The sequence below is a fragment of the Pseudomonas sp. BCRC 81390 genome, assembly GCF_030341915.1.
GTDB lineage: Bacteria > Pseudomonadota > Gammaproteobacteria > Pseudomonadales > Pseudomonadaceae > Aquipseudomonas.
This window is the reverse complement of the sequence record NZ_JATAAG010000069.1, coordinates 1-21542: the sequence shown is the minus strand read 5'-3', so window position 1 is coordinate 21542 and position 21542 is coordinate 1. Positions and strand designations below refer to the sequence as shown.

The window sequence follows — 21542 nt, the reverse complement described above, 5'->3', positions numbered from 1 at the left end:
GCACTGGCCTCAGTGGCGCTACAAGGCGCTCAGCCAATCGCGACAGCTGCTCGAAAGGCATGTGTGGCAGTGTTGCTGCCGCGCGGCCGAGGGGGCCTGCAATTGGCTCGGCACCAGGATCACTTATCGAATCAGCTCAAGTTCACGGGCGATGATTGAATGCTTGGCAGTCTGTTTTTCAACACGTACACGAGCCGCAACGGACAGCCTGCGGAACAGTTCCGGTGATTCGATCACCCGGGCGATACCGTCGGCCATCGCCTGGGCATCTTCACCGGGTGCAAGAATTCCACATTCGTCATCGACGAATTCAGGGATAGCCGTAACAGCGTTGGTCACGGCGACCAGACCGGAAGCCATCGCTTCATCGCGGGAGACCCCTTGTGCATCCATACGGGTCGGGCAGAGGAACAGGCCATACTGTTTGTGCAGTGCTGCAATTTCCTGATGCTTGAGGAAGCCGCGCTCAATGGTCACGTTGCTGAATTTGCGCAGTGGGGCGAGGGTTTCCTCGAACAAGGTGCCATCACCGATCATGCGGAATTCAAGGTCCTCGAAGTATGGTTTTCCTGCCAGCAACTCGATCGCTTTGACGCTCAAGTCGTTTGCATACTTGGCCGACGCATAAGGGCGGATTGACAGCAGTTTCATACGCTGCGCATCCGGCTTTGCCTGGTACGAGAAGAGTTCCGTATCAATCGGGTTATGAATGATCTCGTAGCGATCCTCGGGAATGCGGAAGCCCACATCCTCCATGACCTCTTCAGCAAAGTAGCGAGACACGAAGACGAGCTTCAGGTTGGCTGGCATATTGGTCAGCGTCTCGCGCCAGAACGCCATACGTTTTTCGCTCTCGACTTTCGCCAGGGCCAACTGAAGTTCGTCCGAGTAGTTGTACTCACGACGCCACCAAGGCTGAATCTCTGCGCCATGCACCCACACCACTATCTTGACCATATGAGTGAAGCGCTTGAGCACTGCCCACATATCGGGATCCAGGAAGTGCACCAGCACGCTCTTGTATTGGCCACTTTCCAGCATCTTGATGAGTGTGGTCTGGCATCCGGTTACCACGTCCACGTTCTGGAACTCGTGATAGCTGACCGCTTCATTCTTGCGCAGACGGAAAATGTCGACGTTCAGGTTCTGTTCCTGATAGGCCATTACCCGGCTGTGCACAAAGCCATTGCGATACAGGTCTTCATAGGCCGGGTAATGATTGGTGACCACCAGGTGTTGCGAACGGCCAAGCATCTCTGAAGGTTGCAAGTTGCGGTGGCCAAGCACCAGGGCCTTGATTTCGGTATTGCCAGAGGCATAGGCGCGCAGGCCGAAACGCACGAAGGCGGCCTCCGGCGGCACTTCGGAAGTCTGGTTACGGTTGGCGTGCTGCATCACGTGGCTGATTCGCTGCTTTTCGGCATCGAGGAACAGCACCACCAATTGCAGGTTCAGGCCAGGCGTGCAGTCGAGGTAAAGCTTGAGCTTTCGGTCCTGGATATTCAGCTCGTCCAGGCTGACTTCGTTCAGTGCATACACATATTCATGTTTGCCATCTGCCAACTTGGAATTTACGCGCCAGCTGTCCACATCGACGCTCAGGTCGAGGAATTTGTTGTGCTTGGCGCCGAAGATGTCGGCCAAGGCCCGACCACTGATTTCCGGCGAGTCATGGTTGACTTTCAACGGCGCAATGGCCTGGGCGCGAGCTTGCAGTTGATCGATGGTGATGCCGAGGTCCAGTTGCAGGTCATCGACCTTGGCGCTGATCCTTTCGTGCTTCGCCGCACCATTCTCGCAATAGTTGAATGGGTCGATAGCCAAGCCTTGCTCATGCGTATACGTCAGTGACGGCAGGCTCTTCAGCCAGTTGAGCAATGGCTGACCGGCAACGATTTCGGTCGCCACCAGCGAGCGTCGTGCGCTCAGAGACGGAAGCGGATGGTATGCCAATTCAGACGACAGCAGCTCTGCATTCTGCCCCTTGCAGGTGAAATGAGCGGCTTTACCGATCACCTGTGCATTGCTGTAGCGCGTTGCCAGCGCCAGGTCCAACAAATAGTTGGGGCCGTAATAATCGCCCGGTACAAACGCAGCAACCCACGGGGTACTGCCGACCAGCTCGGCAAGGCTGGATTTTTTCAGTTGGGCCGGTTTGAGCACAAGAATGCGAGGGTCATCACTTACAATGCTGCTCTGATAGACATCGGTGATGATGACCATGCGGACCTGGCTGTAGCTCTGGCGGTCAAGGTGGGCGCGCAGCATGTCGAACTGCTGACGGTCTTGCGCTTCGCCGATGACGACGATTTCCGGCAGGCGCTGGGCCTTGGCGGTACCTGTCACCTTGCTGAGCACGTAATCCAGGCGCTGAGTGTAGGTATGCTCTTGCATCACTTTGCGCAGGGCGGCGAGCTTGAGCTTGTCACTGTTGAGCGGGTCTTCTGCCAGCAACTGCAGGCGGCGCAGCATCTCTTCGCCATTGTCAGTAGTGACAACAAGGTCGCCGAACAGCAGGCGTACACCGCGCGAGAAGTTGCTGACAGTAATGGTGTTGCAGCCCAGCAGTTCGAACACTCGACGCGCGAACATCGACTGCGACTGCTTGATCGAGTTCAGGTTGATTGCGTAGCGGTAGCCTTTGTAGGCGGTGTCGATTCTTTCGAAGGGCAGGGTGCCGATGATATACGGCTGGTATTCCTCAGGGAACTGATAGTTCAGGTCGTTCTTACCGAAGTTTCGGTCGAAAATTTCCAGTGGGCGGAACTTCGGCAGCTCGCAAACGAAATTGCCCAGGTCACGGGTGCGCTCCGGGTAACGAGCATAGTAGGCGCCAGCGAAACAGAAGGCATCTTTGCGCTTGTACAGTTCGATCGGGTTGTGCAGCGCTGGCTGGCAGGCAAACGGCAGCAGGTAGACACGGTCGTGACCGAGCGCACCTTTATAGCGATGAATGCAGTCGATATCGGTGGTGAACACATGGTCGAACTGCTTGGCGGTGGTCAGGAAGGTCTCGAAATGAACGGGGTCTTCCTTGTTCCAGAACACGGTGGGTACCTTGTTCTGACGGCACCAGGTCAGAATGTCCTGCAGCTCCTGGCTGTTATGGCCTACCTTGCTGCCCCACAGCTCGTCCTTGCCGCGCCAGGCCGATTCGATGAACAGCAGTTCCGGGCGGAAACCTTCAAGCTCTGCTTTCCAGTTGTTCGGGGTGAGCTGCATCAGGTCGCATTCATAGCGATAGGAGCCGAAGGTGAATTCGTCCATTACGCAGGCTACTTTCAAGCGGCTTACCGGCTGATCGGCCTGGCGTAACAGCGCAGAGCGGCTTTGTGCGCTGGTGGCCAGGGCTTCTGGCAGTTTCAGGTAGTTCTCATCCTGGACGACTGGCGCTGGAGGCAGCAGGGCCTTCAGCGGTTCGCTGGCAATACGTTTCTGTTCACTCTGCTGGCGTTGCTGGTTGGCTTTGCGGTAGAGACGCAACAAGCGCACCGGCAATTTTACGAGACCGCCCAACGAGGTGGCGCTGTTCTTGATCTGGTAACCGAGCTGGTAAGTCATGCTGGCGCGCGTCTTGACCAGCCGCTGTTCAGCCAGATGACGTTGCGTGTTGGCACGCTCCAGATTTGCGTTGAGCTCGTCGATCTTGCGCTGTTGTGCCGCGCTGCGCTCCAGCAACTGATTGAGGTTGGCCTTCAGTTGCGGAATCTGTTCACTGCTGAGGGCACGGTACTTCATATTCGCGGCGCCCAGGCCTGCTTTCGACGAGTTCAGCTCGTTTTCCAGCTGCATCCGCAGCACCTGCCATTGTTCATTGGTAGCCGCCAGGCTCGCTTCCGCGGCTTGGCGACTGGCAATTTCGAGTGCCAGCTGTTCGCCCAACTCGTCCTTTGCCTGACTCAACGAGGCAATGGTCTCTGCCTGTTCTGCCTGGGCTTCCTGTGCTTGGGTGCTTGCCTGCATCAGTACATGCAGCTGCTCCTCCAGGCCATTGCGCACCTCCACCAGGGTATTGATGGTGTTGGCTTGGGCTGCGTGCTCTCGCTCGCTGCGTGCCTGTATTTCGCTCATAGCCTGCAACTGGCCCTCCAGTTCGGCCTGACGTGCTTTCAACAGGGCAATGGTTTCGGCCTGCGCAGCGTCGGCCCGTTGGGTTTGGGCCTGCAATTCATTCATATACTCCAACTCGCTTTCAAGTTCGGCTTCCAATTCCGCTTGGCGCATGCGCAGCGTAGTGATGCACTCATCTTTCACGGCAATCTCCTGATTGCTCGCGTTTTGCAGCTGGCTCATTGCCTGCTGCTGTTCCTCCATCGCGGACTGCATGGCTGTCAGGCGTTCTTGCAAAGAGGCAATGGTGCCTTCAAGGGCGGCACTTGCCTGCTCTGCCTGGGCCTGAGTTGCGGCTGACATCTGTCGCTGGCTTTCCAGGGCAGCTTTCAGAGCTGCCTGCTGAGCACGAAGGGCGGTGATGGTCTCTACGTGGCCAGCATTGGTTTGCTCGGCCTGAGTCCGCAGCTCAGTGGTCGCTTGCAACTGGTTTTCCAGCCTGGCTTGCAAGGCGGCTTGCTGCGCACGAAGTTTGGTGATGGTTTCCACGTGTCCATCGTTGATCTGGCGAGCCTGGACCAGTTGCTCGGAGGATGCCGCCTCACGCTCAGACATCTGCTCAAGCTGGCTTTCCAGCTGATCGTTTTGAGTCTGCAGCGCGGCGACTCTTGCCGTCTCGTTGGCTGCCAGGCCCTCAGCCGCCACACGCTGCTGGTTTGTGGAAGACAGTTGTTCCTCAAGGGTGCGGAGGGACTGCTGCAGCGTCTCCAGCTCCTGAGTCCGTTGCCCCAACAGGTCGCTGGCTACGGTCAGCTCGCTGCACTTCTGCAGCTGAGCTTCTTCAAGCACCGCGTTTTGCTGTTCCAGTTCAGCACACCGCTTGGCAGTAGCGAGAGCCTTTTCATTCGCCTCGCTCAACTCGGCCCTGAGCGAATTGAGTGCTTCATTGAGCTCTTGGCTATTGCGCGCACTGGCCTGTTGCAGTGCCGCAAGGTCGGCATCGCGGTTTTGTAGTTGTCTGGAAAGCGCTTCAGCTTTCTGAGCTTCGGTCTTGAGTTGGGCAATCTGCTCGTTGGCGGTACGATACTTTCTGTTGGTATCTTCCAGCTGCTTGGCGATCGCACCAAGATTTCCACGCAAAGCGCGCTCGATGGATTCGAAGGCTTTTTCGAGCTCACGCACGCGTTCGATAGTCAGCGAGTCGATAACGCCGGGTTTGTGCGTTTCGCTCTTCACCGCAACGATACCCAACCATTTGCCAAGCATCTTCACTTCGATGATTTGCAGATGCTCGGCCAGTAGCCGGAACGGTTCCATCAGGTAGAACGTGTGTTTGTGGTCAATGAAGTCATTGACCCCGAACGGCACGGTGACCACCAATCGACCACCCTGCTTGAGCAGGTCGTAGGCTTTTTCGACGAACAGCTCCGGGCGTACCAGGTGTTCGAGCACTTCACTGATGACAACGGTGTCCGGTTCAACCTCGAGCGTGTCCAGCGCGAGGAAGTCTGAATTGATGTACGTGACGTTCTGCTGGATGTGGGCCGGTTCGGAGGACAAGTAGCCCTTGGCTTCTTCAATAGCCTGAGGGCTGGTGTCGACACCGATGACCTGACAGCCTTCCCGTGCCAGCAGCAGGGGCACGATGCCCTGCGAGCAACCGACATCCAGGATCCGGCGCCCTTTGACCTGGGCGCAGATCCAGTGGATGCGGGACTGCGTTTCGCGCATGAACTGATCCCCCAGCTTGCCGTAGTAGGCTTCCATCACGCGGTCATGAATGTCGGCCAAAGGTGAAGGCAGCTCAGTGTTCACGGTAGGGGTCTCAAGCGTGGGGTTGTTCATGCGGTCTGATCCATCAAGCCTGGGTAACGCCTGCGGCGTCGATCACGAATGCTGCGTCACGCACATTGAAGGTGCCGCGGAATTCGCGGTGTTTCACCAGCAGTACGTGAATGTCTGCGCTGTCCTGCGCATAGTCGAATTCCACATGCTCGTGGTGCGCCAGACGCTGCGGCAGGGCTTCGATGTTCGGCTCGACCAGTTGCAGGGTGGCTTCCAGCTCATTGCCCAGGCGCTCGGCGATGCTCAGCGCCGGGCTTTCGCGCAGGTCGTCGATGTCGGCCTTGAAGGCCAGGCCGTAACAGGCGATTTTCACTTGCTGGGCCGACTTGCCCGGGTGCTTGATCAGGAAGTTGGCCAGGGCCATCTTGACCTTGTCTATCACCCACTCAGGCTTGCTGTCGTTGACCACGCGGGCGGTGCGGATCAGGCGTGCCTGCTCCGGGGTCTGGCTGACGATGAACCACGGGTCGACGGCGATGCAGTGGCCGCCCACGCCCGGGCCAGGCTGCAGGATGTTGACGCGAGGATGGTGGTTGGCCAGGCGAATCAGCTCCCACACGTCGATGTCCAGCTTGTCGCAGATGATCGACAGTTCGTTGGCGAAGGCGATGTTCACATCACGGAAGCTGTTTTCGGTCAGCTTGCACATTTCCGCAGTGCGCGCGTTGGTGACGATGCACTCACCTTCAACGAAGGTGCGGTACAGGCGCACGGCCGCTTCCGAGCACTTCGCGGTCATGCCACCGATGATCCGGTCGTTTTCTACCAGTTCGCGCAGCACATGGCCTGGCAATACGCGCTCGGGGCAGTGGGCCACGCGGATGTCGGAATCTTCACCGTGGGTTTGCGGGAAGCTCAGGTCCGGGCGCGCCTGGGCCAGCCAGAAGGCCATCTGCTCGGTGGCGCCGACCGGCGAAGTAGATTCGAGAATGACCAGGTCACCCTTCTTCAGCACTGGCGCAATGGCCTTGCTGGCGGACTCGATGTAGCTCAGGTCCGGCTGGTGGTCATTGATGAACGGGGTTGGCACGGCGATCAGGAAGGCATCGGCTGCTTCCGGAACGGTAGAGGCGCGCAGGTAGCCTTCGGTGACGGCAGCATGCACCACCATGTCCAGCTCAGGCTCGACGATATGGATTTCGCCGCGGTTGATGGTGTCGACCGCATGCTGGTTCACATCGATACCGATCACCTGCTTCTTGCGAGCGGCGAAAACGGCAGCGGTTGGCAGGCCGATATAGCCCAGGCCTACGACAGAAATCTTGTTAAAGCTCATGCTGCGTCCTTGGGGTTAGAGAAGGCGGAGAGTGCGTCGAGGATTCGCGCGCACGCTTTTCCATCGCCGTAGGGGTTATGGGCAAAGCTCATCTCGCGATAGGTCGCATCGTCGTTGAGCAGTTTCGCCAGGTGCTCGGTGATCGACTCGACGTCGGTGCCGACCAGCTTGACGGTGCCGGCGGCGACGGCTTCAGGGCGCTCGGTGGTGTCGCGCATGACCAGCACCGGCTTGCCCAGGGCAGGGGCTTCTTCCTGGATGCCACCGGAGTCGGTCAGGATCAGGTACGAGCGGGTCATCAGGTAGACGAACGGCAGGTAATCCAGTGGCTCGATCAGGTGGATGTTGCTGACATCAGCCAACAGCCGGTTGACCGGCTCGCGTACGTTGGGGTTGAGGTGTACCGGGTACACGATGTCTACGTCAGGGAATTGACGCGCGGTGTGTACCAAGGCCTGGCAGATGCGTTCGAAGCCGCCCCCGAAGTTTTCGCGGCGGTGGCCGGTGACCAGCACCATGCGGCGCTGCGGGTCCAGGAAGCTGAACTGGGTTTCGAACTGGCTTTTCAGCTGGGGGCTTTCCAGTTTGCGCACCACTTCCAGCAACGCGTCGATCACGGTATTGCCGGTGGTATGGATGGTCGCAGCGTCGATGCCTTCCTTCAGCAGGTTGTCCTGCGAAGTGGAAGTCGGCGCGAAATGCAGGGCGGCCAGGGCGCCAGTCAGGCGGCGGTTGCCTTCTTCCGGCCACGGCGAATACAGGTTGCCGGTACGCAGGCCTGCTTCAACATGAGCAATAGGGATCTGCTGATAGTAGGCGGCCAGGCTGGTGGCCAAGGTTGTAGCGGTGTCGCCGTGGACCAGCACCACGTCGGGCTTGAATTCGGCCAGAACAGGCTTGAGACCCTGCAGGATGGCAGTGGTCACATCGGTCAGATCCTGGCCTGGCTTCATGATGTTCAGATCATAGTCGGGCGAGATCTCGAACAGCTCCAAGACCTGGTCGAGCATCTGGCGGTGCTGGCCAGTGACGCAGACGCGCGACTCGAAACGGGCATCTTGGGCAAGGTTGAGGGCCAGCGGAGCCATCTTGATGGCTTCTGGGCGGGTGCCGAATACAGTGAGGGTCTTGAGGGGCACGGCGACGGTCTTCTGTGTATGGAGGGTGAAGGCGGTTGTATCGGGTGCTACGGGTGCAGCTCGGAGGGTGTTACACAAAACGGCCGAGGGGGGTGGCCTGGGCTACTCCACGCACGCCGAAGCGAGCTGAATGCCTGGGGAAACATGAAGAAAAATTCATCTGGGCTCGGATCCTTCAAGCGTGGCGGTTGTCCAATGAACGCAAATTTATCATTTCGTCATCTCTCTGACACCCTCTATGGCACGTTTTTTTCCCTTTCATGTAGGAAATTGGCCATATTTATCGGATAATTGGATCCGATTTTGCTAAGTTGGATCTGGAAAAACGATTGTTTGATGTTATTCAGGCATCATGCCAATCGGATCAATTCGACGAAGGCATACGACGAATGGATGGAAGCCTTGGCCGATAAGGGTTGTGGGAAAAGCAACGGCTTTTGGTCTGAATGAAACCGAGGTTAAACGGGAATTTAACAGCAGGCGATTTGCTACCGCCGGTTTTTCATGAAGTTACCCGGAAATATGGCTTAATGCCATTATTTTTGCAGTGGCCCAACTTGCTTTCTTTATTGTCGGATTCAGTAACGAATAACCGAAGCGCGAAGCTGTTTGCATTATCGGAGAACCGCTAGGGTTGATTACGCAGCCGAAGGAAAGCGGCTGCAGGAAAAGACCAACCCAAGGAGTGTTCACCATGCGTAACAACGTACTGTCGTACCTTTTGCTGCCCCTGTTCGCCAGCCTGTCCTTTTCCGTCAGCGCGGCTCCCACCAGCACAACGGCAACGTCCGAACCGGTGCCTATGGTCAGTGAGCAACAGGCCCAGCAGCCGCAGCGGCTGGACTTGAACACGGCTGACGCGGCGATCTTGCAGAAGGAACTGAATGGCATTGGGAAGGCCAAGGCCGAGGCCATCGTGGCCTATCGGGAGGCCAATGGGCCCTTCGCTTCGGTGGATGAGCTGCTTGAAATCAAAGGCATTGGCAACGCATTGCTGGAGCGGAATCGGGACAAGCTGATGGTGAAGTAAGCGGGAGGGGAGGCGGCTGTTGCGTTGAGGTTGCCTTGAAACCTCAGGCCGCGTTACAAGCCAATCCGGCGCAAGGCCGCTCTCGCGATGGATCGTTATTCTTTTGCAGGAGCGGCCTTTTATAGCGGGAGGAGCGCAAAGCCCCGCAATAAATACCAAGTAAAACAAGAAGTTATTTTTATCTGCGCGTCGCGTCAAAATGCTGTCTAAAACGTCGGCTTTGGCCTTCAGCGATCTTGCGCATCCTTGGCATCCGCTTCGGCGTTGCGCTCATGCACCTTGCGCAGCTGCTCCTCGGTCAGCGGCAGCTTCTTTGCCGTGTCGCGCAGCAGCATCAGCCCGCCAACGATCGAGCCGAGGGCTATGATGAGTATCAGCCAGGCATACCAGGGCATGTGTCGTTCTCCTTTACCGATGAGGCGCAGTGCTTGTACGAATTTTGAGCAATTACCCGTTCCGTTGGTTCAATTATAGGAGCCAGGCCGTGCCGGGCCAATTCCGTGATCCGCGGTCCCCAAAGCCTGCGCCACTTCGTTTACAATGCGCGCCGTTTTCGACTTGCCAAGAGACCCTGCCCATGTCCGCCTGCCAGACGCCCCTGATCGTCGCCCTGGATTTCCCTACCCGCGAGGCCGCCCTGAAGCTGGCTGACCAGCTTGACCCTGCGCTGTGCCGGGTGAAGGTTGGCAAGGAGCTGTTCACCAGCAGCGCTTCGGGCATTGTCGAAACCCTGTGCGACAAGGGTTTCGAAGTGTTCCTGGACCTCAAGTTCCATGACATCCCCAATACCACCGCCATGGCGGTGAAGGCAGCGGCCGAGATGGGTGTGTGGATGGTCAACGTGCATTGCTCCGGTGGCCTGCGCATGATGGCGGCCTGCCGTGAAGAGCTGGCCAAGCGCAGCGGCCCGCAGCCGTTGCTGATTGGCGTGACCGTGCTGACCAGCATGGAGCGTGAAGACCTGGCCGGTATCGGCCTGGATATCGACCCGCAGGAGCAGGTGCTGCGCCTGGCGGCGCTGGCTGAGAAGGCTGGCATGGACGGCTTGGTATGCTCGGCGCTGGAGGCCCCGGCGCTGAAGACGGCGCACCCGTCGCTGCAACTGGTGACGCCGGGTATTCGCCCTGCAGGCAGCGCGCAGGATGACCAGCGGCGGATTCTTACCCCGCGCCAGGCGCTGGATGCCGGTTCGGATTACCTGGTGATCGGCCGCCCAATCAGCCAGGCCGCCGACCCGGCGCAGGCGCTGGCAGCAGTGGTGGCGGAGATTCGTGGGTAAGTTGCCTGCCTGAGGTGCTCGCCTTGAGCACCATGGTGGCGGCTAGATCGAGCGCCGTCCACGCGGCGCTCGATCTACCAGGTGCTTAGCCTGCCATGGCTTGCACCTACAGGCCCGGTCCCGCAATCAAACCTTCAACACCAACTTGCCAAAGTTCTCCCCACTGAACAGCTTCAGCAATGTCTCGGGGAAGGTCTCCAACCCGTCCACCACATCCTCCTTGCTCTTCACCTGCCCACTGGCCAGCCACCCGGCAATCTCCTGCGCGGCCTTGCCATAGTCCTTGGCATGGTCCATTACCACAAAGCCTTCCATACGTGCGCGATTGACCAGCAGTGACAGATAGTTGGCCGGGCCTTTCACCGCCTCCTTGTTGTTGTACTGGCTGATTGCGCCGCAAATCACGATGCGTGCCTTGAAGTTGATGCGGGTCAGCACGGCGTCGAGGATGTCGCCACCCACGTTGTCGAAGTACACGTCCACGCCTTTGGGACATTCGCGCTTGAGGCCGGCCAGCACTTCTTCGGCCTTGTAGTCGATCACCCCGTCAAAGCCCAGTTCGTCTTTCAGGTACTGGCATTTCTCGGCCCCGCCGGCAATGCCGACCACACGGCAGCCTTTGATCCTGGCGATCTGCCCGACAATGCTGCCCACCGCGCCAGCCGCACCAGAAATCACCACTGTGTCGCCGGCCTTGGGCTGGCCGACTTCCAGCAGGGCGAAGTAGGCGGTCATGCCGGTCATGCCCAGTGCCGACAGGTAGCGGGGCAGCGGGGCCAGGCTGGGGTCGATCTTGTGCAGGCCCTGGGCATCGCCAGTGAAGTAGTCCTGCACGCCAAGAGCGCCGCTTACATGGTCGCCCGGCTTGAAAGCGGGGTGGTTGGAGGCGACCACCTCGCCAACACCCAGCGCTCGCATCACCTGGCCCAGCGCCACGGGGGGGATGTACGACTTGCCTTCGTTCATCCAGCCGCGCATGGCCGGGTCCAGCGACAAATACAGGTTGCGCACCAATACCTGGCCTTCGCCGGGTTGTTCGACGGGAACGGTCTCGAAGCTGAAGTCATCACGGCGCACGGCGCCGACCGGGCGTTTGGCGAGCAGGAAGCGGCGGTTGGTCTGGGTCATGGCAGGTCCTTGTGGGCAGTGGAGAGGTTAGGCATCCAAATCTACCCTGTTGATGGAGGCAGGTCCGTAACATCACTGACAAGCATGGTAGCTCAACCGGAGGGGTGATGATGCTGCCCGGCCGGTTACTGGCTGACTATGCTCCGGACCTCACCCAGCACTCTCAGGAGCACGCGATGAGCATGACCTTTTCCGGCCAGGTCGCCCTGGTCACCGGCGGTGCCGCCGGCATCGGCCGGGCAACCGCCCTGGCATTCGCCCAGGCGGGCCTGAAGGTGGTGGTGGCCGATCTCGACCCGGCCAGTGGCGAGGCCGCTGTGGCGTTGATCCGTGCGGCGGGTGGCGAGGCGCTGTTCATTGCCTGTGATGTCACCCGCGACGCCGAGGTGCGCCAGTTGCACGAACGCCTGATTGCCGCCTACGGCCGGCTCGACTATGCCTTCAACAATGCCGGTATCGAGATCGAGCAGGGCCGCCTGGCCGAGGGTAGCGAGGCGGAGTTCGATGCCATCATGGGCGTCAATGTCAAAGGCGTGTGGCTGTGCATGAGGTACCAGCTGCCGCTGCTGCTGGCCCAGGGCGGTGGTGCGATCGTCAATACCGCTTCGGTCGCGGGGCTTGGCGCGGCGCCGAAAATGAGCATCTACAGCGCCTCCAAGCACGCGGTGATCGGCCTGACCAAGTCGGCTGCCATTGAATATGCCAAGAAGGGTATCCGTGTGAATGCGGTGTGCCCGGCGGTCATCGACACCGACATGTTCCGCCGTGCCTACCAGGCCGACCCGCGCAAGGCCGAGTTCGCCGCTGCCATGCACCCGGTGGGGCGGATTGGCAAGGTCGAGGAGATTGCCAGCGCCGTGCTGTACCTGTGCAGTGACGGCGCAGCGTTTACCACCGGGCACTGCCTGACGGTGGATGGCGGGGCTACGGCGATCTGAGGCAACTGTCACTGCTCCTACACCGAGCGTGCCGCCTGGGCGGTTTTCAGCGAGCCGGACAGCAAGGCCAGCCCAAGCGCCACGCACCCCAGCGTCAGCACCCCACCGAACACCAGCAAGGCCAACCGCGACCCGAGCCGGTCACTCAGCAGCCCGGTGAAGATCACCGGCAAGCTGAACCCAAGGTACGCCAGCAGGAAGAACCCGGCACTGGCCCGGGTCTTCTCGCTGCCAGCCAGCTGGTTCACCGCCGCCAGCCCGCCCAGGTAGATAAACCCGTAACACGCACTGCTGGCCGCTACTGCACCCAGCAGCACGGCCCCCAGTTGTCCGCGGGCCGCGCCCCAGGCCAGCACGGCATAGCTGCACGGCAATATCAGAAGCCCCAGCAAGGTTGCCGTACGGCTGCTCAGGCGCCGCGCCATCGGCTGGAACAACAGCCCGCAGCTGATGACACAAAAGGTCGAGAATCCCGACCAGACGCTTAGCCCATGCTGGCGCAGGATGCCTGGCAGCAAGGCGATGACCAGCCCCGAGCAGGCCCACGCCAGCAGGATGGCCAGGCCATAGCCCACGCTGCCGCGTGGGTAGCAGGGTAGGCGCAGCATAGGAGTGGGCTGTGCCGGCCGAGGGTCGGGCAGGCGCCACGCCAGCGCCATGGCCAACGCAGCCAGCAGCAACTGCAGATAGAAGCTGCCCGGGGCCAGGCTGGGGCCGCGCAGCAGGAACAGGCTGGTCAGCGCTGCGCCCAGGCCAAAGCCCAGCGAGGTGCTGGCAGTCACCCAGGTGGCGGCGCGTGGGTCATGCTCGCGACCCATCAGCTCGCCCATGTAGGCGGTTGCCGTAGCAGTGGCCAGTGCCGTGCCCAGGCCCAGGCACATGCGCGCCAAGCCCAGAGTCTGCAGGCTGGGGGCCAGCAGCATGAGCCCAGTGGCGACCATCGACAGGGCCAGGGCGGTCAGGATCAACGGCCGGCGTCCGACCCGGTCTGCCAGGCCACCCAGGGCCAGCAGCACCGGCAGTACCCCGAGTACATAGCCGGCGAATGCCACTGCCGTGGCGCCAGCGCCCTGGCCGGAAAGGTCGGCGTAGGTGATATACAGCGGGGCCGGCAAGTTGACGGCCATGGTGATCAGGCAGAGGGCGAAGGCCAGTCGGGCCGGAGCGAAGGGCATGGTCAGGGTCCTGGTTTGGTCGTGTTTGCGCCAGCCGCTTGGCAGGTTTACCCGCGAAAGGGCCAGCCCTGCCTACTCTGGTGCCTGCCCATTCCACTCACCAGATACACCCTCAACGCATTTATGCTTAACTGTTCGCTCGAAACCAGCAAACAGTAACCCTGATGCGCCTGACCCTCGACCGTACCAGTCCTACGCCCTTGGTGCAGCAGCTCACCGACCAGTTGCAAACCTGGATCGACCAGCAGCGCCTGCGCCCCGGGGCACGCCTGCCGTCAATTCGCGCCCTGGCCCGCAGCCAGGCGGTCAGCGCGTCGTGTGTGATCGAAGCCTATGACCGCCTGGTTGCCAGTGGCTGGCTGGAAGCGCGTCATGGCACCGGTTTTTTCGTCGCCGAGCGCAAACCAGGCCTGGCAGCAGACGACACCCAACCCTGGGGCGAAGCCGCAGACGGCAGTTGGCGGCAATTCCGCGAAGGCCATGACGAACTGCTCAAGCTGGGCTGCGGCTGGCTGCCGAGCAACTGGCGCGCCGCCACCGAGCTGGCCCAGGTGGTGCGCCAGGTCAGCCGCGGCAACCCCCAGGACCTGTTCGACTACTGCCCACCCCTGGGCCTTGCCAGCCTGCGCCAGCAGTTGCACAAGCGCCTGGCGCAACAGGGCGTCGCCGCCGGTCCCGAACGTATCCTCACCACCCATGGCGCGAGCCATGGCCTCGACCTGCTGGTGCGCACCTTGCTGCGTCGGGGCGACACGGTGCTGGTGGAAAACCCCGGTTATTACAACCTCTACAACCTGCTGCGCCAGCACCAGGTGCAGATGCTGCCGGTACCGCGTGGTGCCGAGGGGCCCGACCTGGCAACCCTTGAAGCGCTGCTGGGCACACACAAGCCACGCTGCCTGTTCATCAACAGCCTGTACCACAACCCCACTGGCACCAGCCTGACGCCCAAGGTGGCGTACCGCCTGCTGGAGCTGGCCCGCGAGCATGACCTGCGCATCATCGAGGACGATATCTACGCCGATTTCCAGGAGGGGCCGGCTACTCGCCTGGCCACCCTCGACAGCGAGCAGCGGGTCATCTACATGGCCAGCTTCTCGAAAACCCTCAGCAGCTCGCTGCGGGTCGGCTATCTGGTCGCCGACCCGGTATTGGTGGCGCGCCTGGCCGAGTTGAAAATGGTCAGTGGTATCGGCACCTCGCGTTTTGCCGAGCAGGTAGTGGGGCAGATGCTGGCCAATGGCAGCTACCGCAAAAGCATGCAGCGGCTGCGTGTACGCCTGGGGCAGCACATGGCGAAGTTGCTTGGCCAGCTGGAGCTGGCGGGCTGGCAAGTATTTTGCGAACCCTATGGCGGCATGTTCGTCTGGGCGCGTGTGCCAGGGCGTGATTTCGCCAGCCTGGAGCGCCTGGCGCTGCAGCATGCGGTGCTGCTGACCCCGGGGAGCGCCTTCGATTACCAGGGTGCTGCCAGCGCCTGGTTGCGTATCAATGTCGCCTATGGGCAGGACGCCCGTGCGCAAGCCTTCTTTCAGCACGCAGGGCGACCTCCGCGAAGCTGATAGCGACATGCTCATAGCTATTTGACACTATTCTGGCGTCAGGCCCTTGTTCATCGGCTGGCAACGTTGCCACCCTTGGCCTTCAAGATAACCTCGCCAGCAGAAGGGGAATCGGCAATGGGCGCGAGCAAGCACGGTGTGCTGGCCAACCTGGGCATGGCCCGCAAACTCAGCCTGGGTTTTGCCCTGGTGCTGGTGCTGACCCTGGCGGTAGCCGCCATCGGCATCGCTGCGCTGCATAGCGTTGGCCAGCGCTTCGACAGCTTGCGCCAGCTGGGCCAGTTCAATACCGACCTGCTGCGCCTGCGCCAGCATGAGCAAGCGTTTGCCTTGCGCTCTGACATAAAACAGGCCGAGGCTTTGCGCAGCGGCCTGCAGAGCCTGGCCGAACGTGCGCGTGGCCTGCCGGCACTGGCCGCGGCGGAGGCCGACCTGACGGCTTATGGGCAGGCGTTCGAGGCCTTTGTCGAGGCGGTCCAGGCCAAGGAGCTGGCGCTGGACATGGCCAGCTGGTCGGTGTCCAGCGTGGCCAACAACCTCGATGTGCTGCAGTCCGGCCTGGCCGACGATGGCGTCTATACCCTCAAGCAGTCCCAAGGTCAGGAAGGTGGTACCTTCCTGGAACAGGCTGCGCAGGTGGCGCAGGTGTCGCGGCTGATGCTGCAGGCCATGGACGAAGCGCGTGTACGCCTGGAAAAAAGCCGTAAAGGGGAAGAGGGCGTCAGCCAGGAGCGCATCGCCCAGACCGTAGAGGCCGCCAGCCTGGTCGGCCAGTTGCAGGGCGCGGTCAGCGATGCCGGCTACCAGAGCGTGCTGGGCGAAGTGGCGGGGCACATCGGCAGCTTTTCGGAGAAACTCAACGAATACACTGACCAGCTGGCCCGCGAACAGGGCCTGAAGGCGCAGTTGCAGGCCAGTGCCGAGCAGGTCACCGGGCGCGTCGACCAGGCCTACCTGGGGCAGGAGCAGGCGCTGCAGGGTGAACTGCAGCGCAACGCCGTGGCCATTGGCGTGGCGACCGCGCTGGCGCTGCTGGTCGGTGTGCTGGCCGCCTGGTTGATCACCCGTGCCGTGGTCGGACCGCTCAGGCATGTGATTGCCCGCGCCCAGCGCATTGCCGCCGGTGAGCTGGGCTTCGACGCCCAGGCGCCACGCCGTGATGAAGTAGGGCAGTTGATGCAGGCCATGCAGCAGATGGCCGAGGGCCTGTCGGGCATCGTCAGCGGTTTGCAGCAGGGCATCGAGCAACTGGCCGGTAATGCCCAGGCGCTGTCGGCGGTAACCGAGCAGACCAACCGTGAAGTGGGTAGCCAGAAGGACGAAACCGAACAGGTGGCGACGGCCATGCAACAGATGACCGCCACCGTCCACGATGTCGCGCGCAATGCCGAAGAGGCGGCCCAGGCGGCCCAGGCGGCGGATGAAAAGGTCGATTCCGGGCAGCAGGTGGTGCGCCAGAGCATGCAGCGCATCGAGCAGCTGGCGGCAGCGGCGGAAACCGCCAGTGCCGGTATCGACAGCCTCAGTGCCGAGATTCACACCATTGGCGACGTGCTGGAAGTGATCAAGAGCGTCGCCGAGCAGACCAACCTGCTGGCGCTCAATGCGGCTATCGAAGCGGCCCGTGCAGGTGAGCAAGGGCGTGGTTTTGCCGTGGTGGCTGATGAAGTGCGCGCCCTGGCGCGGCGTACCCGGCAATCGACCGAACAGATCGAGACCCTGGTCGCCAGCCTGCGCGGCAATGCCCAGCAGTCGGTGGCGCAGATCCGGGGTAGTACCGAGCTGGTGCGTCTGGCAGTTGCCGATGCATTGCAGACTGAAAGCGCGCTGGGCAGCATTGCTGCGGCAGTGTCATTGATTCAGCAGATGAACCAGCAGATTGCGGCAGCGGCCGAGCAGCAGAGCTCGGTGGCGGAAGAGATCAGCCGCAGCGTGACGCAGATCCGCGGCAGTGCCGATCAGGCGGCGTTGGCGATGCAGGACAATGCCAGGTCGAGTATCGAGCTGGCGCAGTTGGGCACCGACCTGAAGGGGATGGTGGGGCATTTCAGATTATGACTTGTGCCTGAGCTGTGTGTTGCCTGCACCGGCCTCTTCGCGGGGTAAACCCGCTCCTACAGGAATACCACAATGCTGAATATTGTGTGATCCCTGTAGGAGCGGGTTTACCCCGCGAAGAGGCCGGTACAGGCAACAAACACCTTCAGGCCCTGCGCGGGTTGAGAATCATCAAGGCCAGTACCCCCGCCACAATCCCCCAGAACGCCGAACCGATCGAGAACAAGGTCAGCCCCGAAGCGGTAACCATGAAGGTAATCACCGCCGCCTCCCGTTCACGCGCCTCGCTCATGGCCACGGTCAGCCCGTTCATGATCGAGCCGAACAACGCCAGCGCTGCAATCGACAGCACCAGCTCTTTCGGCAACGCCGCAAACAGTGCCGCCAAGGTCGCGCCAAACACCCCGGCAATGCCATAGAAAATCCCGCACCACACCGCCGCGGTATAGCGTTTGCTCGGGTCCTCATGGGCATGTGGCCCGGTGCAGATCGCCGCGCTGATTGCCGCCAGGTTGACCCCGTGCGAACCAAATGGCGCCAACAGCAGCGAGGCAAAGCCGGTGGCCGAGATCAGCGGCGAGGCCGGCACCTGGTAGCCATCTGCGCGCAGCACGGCCACCCCGGGCATGTTCTGCGAAGTCATGGCCACCACGAACAACGGGATGCCGATGCTGATGGTCGCCGCCAGCGAGAAGCTCGGCGTGGTCCACACCGGCGTGGCGGCCTCCAGGCGGAAGCCGCTGAAGTCCAGTAGGCCCAGGGCGCCAGACAATGCCGTGCCCACCAGCAGCGCGGCCAGCACGCAGTAGCGCGGCGACAGGCGCTTGACCAGCAGGTAGCTGAAGAACATGCCCAGCACCAGCAAGGTGCGGTGCTGGGCGGCCACGAAGATTTCGCTGCCGATCTTGAACAGGATGCCGGCCAGCAGCGCCGAGGCCAGTGAGGCGGGGATGCGTTTGACCAGGCGTTCGAAGCTGCCGGTCAGGCCGCAGACCAGCACCAGCACGGCGCAGGTGATGTAGGCGCCGATCGCTTCGCCGTAGCTGACCCCACCCAGGCTGGTGATCAACAGGGCGGCACCCGGGGTGGACCAGGCCACGGTGATTGGCGTGCGGTAGCGCAGCGACAGGCCGATGCTGCACACCGCCATGCCGATCGACAACGCCCAGATCCACGAAGAAATCTGCGCGCTGGTCAGCCCGGCCGCCTGGCCGGCCTGGAACATCAGCACCAGCGAACTGGTATAGCCGGTGAGCATGGCGATGAAGCCGGCGACAATCGCCGACGGGGAGCTGTCCGCCAGTGGCCGCAGGCGAGCGGAAGTGGCATCGGTCATGAACAAAATCCTTGTAAAGGTGTAAGCAGTTTTTTCAGACTACAGCGCGCAAGAATGATCCTTGCCATACAGCGGCCATTGCTTTTAGCCGTACAGTCGCCAACTATTGGGCGCAAATGCAGAACTGCTTGGGAGTGAAGGGGCGATGTACAAGGTCTATGGCGACTACCAGTCGGGCAATTGCTACAAGATCAAGCTGATGTTGAGCCTGCTGGGCCGGCCGTATGAGTGGCACACGGTGGACATTCTCAAGGGCGAGACGGAAACGCCCGAATTTCTGGCGATGAACCCCAACGGCAAGGTGCCGGTACTGCAGCTGGAAGACGGCAGCTACCTGTGGGAGTCCAATGCCATCCTCAACTTCCTGGCCGACGGCAGCGAGTTCCTGCCTGCCGAGCCACGCCTGCGTACGCAGGTGCTGCAGTGGCAGTTCTTCGAACAGTACAGCCATGAGCCGTACATTGCCGTGGCGCGTTTCATCCAGTTCTACCTGGGCTTGCCGGATGATCGCGTGGAGGAGTATCGCAAGCTGCACAAGGGCGGCTACAAGGCACTGAGGGTGATGGAGCGGCAGTTGCAGATGACGCCGTACCTGGTCGGTGACCAGTACTCGATTGCCGATGTGGCGTTGTATGCCTATACCCACGTGGCGCATCAAGGCGGCTTCGACCTGGCCGATTACCCGGCAGTGAGGGCCTGGCTGGAGCGGGTCAGCAGCCACCCGCGGCATGTGTTGATGGTGGGCTGATCTTTAACCTGTGCCGGCCTCTTCGCGGGTGAACCCGCTCGCACAGGTATCCCGCTGACCTCAGGTTCAGTGATATCCCTGTGGGAGCGGGTTTACCCGCGAAAGGGCCGGTACAGGCTGCCTACAAACCGTCAGGCCGACGCGAACCGCTCATCCAGGTAGGCAATGATGGCCTTGGACTCATACATCCAGGTCACCTTGCCGGCTTCTTCGATGCGCAGGCACGGCACTTTCACCCGGCCGCCGCCTTCTGCCAGGGCCTGGCGGTGTACCGGGTCGTTCTTCGCATCACGCAGCGTCACTGGCACGTTCAGGCGGTGCAGGGTGCGCCGGGTCTTGACGCAGAACGGGCAGGCATGGAACTGGTACAGCGCCAGGCCCTTGGCCGCTTGTTCGACGCGGGCCTGGGCGGCGGCGTCGCGCTTGCGCTTGGCCGGGCGGCTGATCCAGTCGACGAACACGATGAGCTGGCCGAGGCCAACCCGCAGGGCTTTGACGATCATGGGCAACTCCTGAACATGAAAAAGCCGACCCGCAGGGTCGGCTTGGGGGCGACAGCCAATCACTTGATCAGGCTGAGGAACTCGCTGCGGGTGGCGGCGTTTTCGCGGAATTCACCCAGCATCACCGAGGTGATCATGGTCGAGTTCTGTTTCTCGACACCGCGCATCATCATGCACATGTGCTTGGCTTCGATGACCACGGCGACACCTGCTGCGCCGGTGACCTGCTGCACGGCCTCGGCGATCTGGCGGCTGAGGTTTTCCTGGATCTGCAAGCGGCGGGCGTACATGTCGACGATGCGCGCTACCTTCGACAGGCCCAGGACCTTGCCCTTGGGCAGGTATGCAACGTGGGCCTTGCCGATGAACGGCAGCATATGGTGTTCGCACATCGAATACAGCTCGATGTCCCGGACCAGCACCATTTCGCTGTTATCAGAGCTGAACAGCGCATTGTTGGTGACTTCTTCCAGTGTTTGCTCATAACCGCGGCAAAGGTACTTCATCGCCTTTGCAGCCCGCTTGGGCGTGTCGAGCAGGCCCTCACGGGAGACGTCCTCGCCCAGCTGGCTGAGGATCTCGGTGTAGTTCTGTTCCAGGGACATGGATCTACCTGTGGGAAAAAATCGCAAAGACGAAGGGTACGGCGGCGAGGGCGGCGCTGCAAGCGCGGCGTTACTCGTCGCGGCCTTCGAGCATGGTTCGCTTGAGCATCACGTACACGGCGCCGGTGCCGCCATGGCGGGCGTTGCACGAGGCAAACCCCAGTACCTGCGGGTGCTGGCGCAGCCAGGTGTTGACGTGGCTCTTGATCATCGGGCGCTTGCCGTCCAGGCGCGCGGCCTTGCCGTGGGTAACCCGCACGCAGCGCACTTCCAGCCGGGTGGCTTCGGCGATGAAGTCCCACAGGGTTTCGCGGGCCTTTTCCACGGTCATGCCGTGCAGGTCGAGGCTGCCCTCGAACGGAATCTGCCCCAGCTTCAGCTTGCGCAACTGGCCTTCCTGCACACCGTCGCGACGCCACAGCAGTTCGTCTTCGGCGCCGACGTCGATGACGAACTGGTCGGACATGCCGTCGATCACCAGCGCCTTGTCACTGCGCACGGTCGCCGCCTGACGCAGGCCGGCCAGCTGCTGGCGATCGGCCTTGGGCTTGCCGACGTCGGCGCGGTCGTGCCGGATCGGCTTCACGCCGCGCACCTCGGCCTTGAACAGGGAAAAATCGTCGTCTTGCATGATGCCTCCACATGGGCGGCGTAGTTTACCCGAGAGGCGGTGAGTGCGCAGCCTTGTGTCGCCTGTGCGGGCCTCTTCGCGGGACAAGCCCGCTCCCACAGGTTACAGCGCTATCTCCGGGCGGTGCACTTGACCTGTGGGAGCGTCGTCAGTGCGGGCCTCTTCGCGGGACAAGCCCGCTCCCACAGGTTACAGCGCTATCTCCGGGCGGTGCACTTGACCTGTGGGAGCGTCGTCAG

16 protein-coding genes and 1 pseudogene are annotated in these 21542 nt (G+C 61.4%); 7 read left to right on the top strand and 10 right to left on the bottom strand.

Going from position 1 to position 21542, the window contains the following annotated elements; translation table 11 throughout:
• Positions 1–123: 123 nt before the first annotated feature.
• Genes QSV36_RS21525 through wecB form a run of 3 tightly spaced genes read right to left on the bottom strand, consistent with a single transcriptional unit; the run spans position 124 to position 8310 of the window.
• Entirely contained in the window at positions 124–5895 is a 5772-nt protein-coding gene (locus QSV36_RS21525; RefSeq protein WP_289134285.1) for a glycosyltransferase family protein, read from the bottom strand.
• Between the two features lie 13 nt (positions 5896–5908).
• Positions 5909–7171, bottom strand: coding sequence for a UDP-N-acetyl-D-mannosamine dehydrogenase (gene wecC, locus QSV36_RS21520; RefSeq protein ID WP_289134283.1), 1263 nt, complete (start codon positions 7169–7171; stop codon positions 5909–5911).
• Positions 7168–8310, bottom strand: a complete 1143-nt coding sequence (gene wecB, locus QSV36_RS21515; RefSeq protein WP_289134281.1) for a non-hydrolyzing UDP-N-acetylglucosamine 2-epimerase — start codon at positions 8308–8310, stop codon at positions 7168–7170. The genes wecC and wecB overlap by 4 nt, the downstream gene beginning before the upstream one ends.
• 694 nt (positions 8311–9004) lie before the next feature.
• On the opposite strand from wecB, the gene QSV36_RS21510 reads away from it, so the two are divergent.
• Entirely contained in the window at positions 9005–9340 is a 336-nt protein-coding gene (locus tag QSV36_RS21510) for a ComEA family DNA-binding protein (protein WP_289134279.1), read from the top strand.
• 227 nt (positions 9341–9567) lie between these two features.
• Here QSV36_RS21510 and QSV36_RS21505 read toward each other — a convergent pair whose 3' ends face one another.
• Positions 9568–9735: a DUF2897 family protein gene (locus QSV36_RS21505; RefSeq protein ID WP_010952850.1), complete on the bottom strand. Its 168-nt coding sequence runs from the start codon at positions 9733–9735 to the stop codon at positions 9568–9570.
• A gap of 182 nt (positions 9736–9917) precedes the next feature.
• Between QSV36_RS21505 and pyrF the strand changes: the two genes are divergently transcribed.
• Entirely contained in the window at positions 9918–10619 is a 702-nt protein-coding gene (pyrF, locus tag QSV36_RS21500) for an orotidine-5'-phosphate decarboxylase (RefSeq protein WP_289134278.1), read from the top strand.
• Positions 10620–10745: 126 nt separating this feature from the next.
• Here pyrF and QSV36_RS21495 read toward each other — a convergent pair whose 3' ends face one another.
• Entirely contained in the window at positions 10746–11747 is a 1002-nt protein-coding gene (locus tag QSV36_RS21495; protein ID WP_289134276.1) for an NADP-dependent oxidoreductase, read from the bottom strand.
• A 176-nt stretch (positions 11748–11923) separates the two neighbouring features.
• Here QSV36_RS21495 and QSV36_RS21490 point away from each other — a divergent pair, with 176 nt between their 5' ends.
• Positions 11924–12685 (top strand): SDR family oxidoreductase, encoded by a 762-nt coding sequence (locus QSV36_RS21490; protein WP_289134274.1) that lies wholly within the window; start codon positions 11924–11926, stop codon positions 12683–12685.
• A 17-nt stretch (positions 12686–12702) separates the two neighbouring features.
• Here the strand turns inward: QSV36_RS21490 and QSV36_RS21485 are convergent, their stop codons facing one another.
• Positions 12703–13860: an MFS transporter gene (locus tag QSV36_RS21485; protein ID WP_289134273.1), complete on the bottom strand. Its 1158-nt coding sequence runs from the start codon at positions 13858–13860 to the stop codon at positions 12703–12705.
• A 164-nt stretch (positions 13861–14024) separates the two neighbouring features.
• Between QSV36_RS21485 and QSV36_RS21480 the strand changes: the two genes are divergently transcribed.
• The 3 genes and pseudogenes from QSV36_RS21480 (at position 14025) to QSV36_RS26160 (ending at position 17480) form a co-directional block, all read left to right on the top strand.
• A complete protein-coding gene (locus QSV36_RS21480) occupies positions 14025–15422 on the top strand; it encodes an aminotransferase-like domain-containing protein (RefSeq protein WP_289134271.1) in 1398 nt (465 codons plus the stop codon).
• A 117-nt stretch (positions 15423–15539) separates the two neighbouring features.
• Positions 15540–16622: pseudogene (locus tag QSV36_RS26165) on the top strand (HAMP domain-containing protein); the annotation flags it as partial.
• Complete coding sequence (locus tag QSV36_RS26160) at positions 16599–17480, top strand: methyl-accepting chemotaxis protein (RefSeq protein WP_502945744.1); 882 nt, start codon at positions 16599–16601, stop codon at positions 17478–17480. The pseudogene QSV36_RS26165 and the gene QSV36_RS26160, both read left to right, overlap by 24 nt.
• A 145-nt stretch (positions 17481–17625) precedes the next feature.
• On the opposite strand, the gene QSV36_RS21470 is transcribed toward QSV36_RS26160, so the two are convergent.
• Positions 17626–18816 (bottom strand): benzoate/H(+) symporter BenE family transporter, encoded by a 1191-nt coding sequence (locus QSV36_RS21470; RefSeq protein ID WP_289134268.1) that lies wholly within the window; start codon positions 18814–18816, stop codon positions 17626–17628.
• 145 nt (positions 18817–18961) lie between these two features.
• Here QSV36_RS21470 and QSV36_RS21465 point away from each other — a divergent pair, with 145 nt between their 5' ends.
• Positions 18962–19564, top strand: coding sequence for a glutathione S-transferase family protein (locus QSV36_RS21465; RefSeq protein WP_289134267.1), 603 nt, complete (start codon positions 18962–18964; stop codon positions 19562–19564).
• A 131-nt stretch (positions 19565–19695) separates the two neighbouring features.
• Here QSV36_RS21465 and QSV36_RS21460 read toward each other — a convergent pair whose 3' ends face one another.
• The 3 genes from QSV36_RS21460 to QSV36_RS21450 form a co-directional block, all read right to left on the bottom strand.
• Complete coding sequence (locus QSV36_RS21460) at positions 19696–20067, bottom strand: glutaredoxin family protein (RefSeq protein WP_289134265.1); 372 nt, start codon at positions 20065–20067, stop codon at positions 19696–19698.
• 59 nt (positions 20068–20126) lie between these two features.
• Positions 20127–20672, bottom strand: coding sequence for a GTP cyclohydrolase I FolE (gene folE / locus QSV36_RS21455; RefSeq protein ID WP_170028840.1), 546 nt, complete (start codon positions 20670–20672; stop codon positions 20127–20129).
• A gap of 70 nt (positions 20673–20742) precedes the next feature.
• Positions 20743–21303, bottom strand: a complete 561-nt coding sequence (locus QSV36_RS21450; protein ID WP_225776814.1) for a Smr/MutS family protein — start codon at positions 21301–21303, stop codon at positions 20743–20745.
• Positions 21304–21542: the final 239 nt, after the last annotated feature.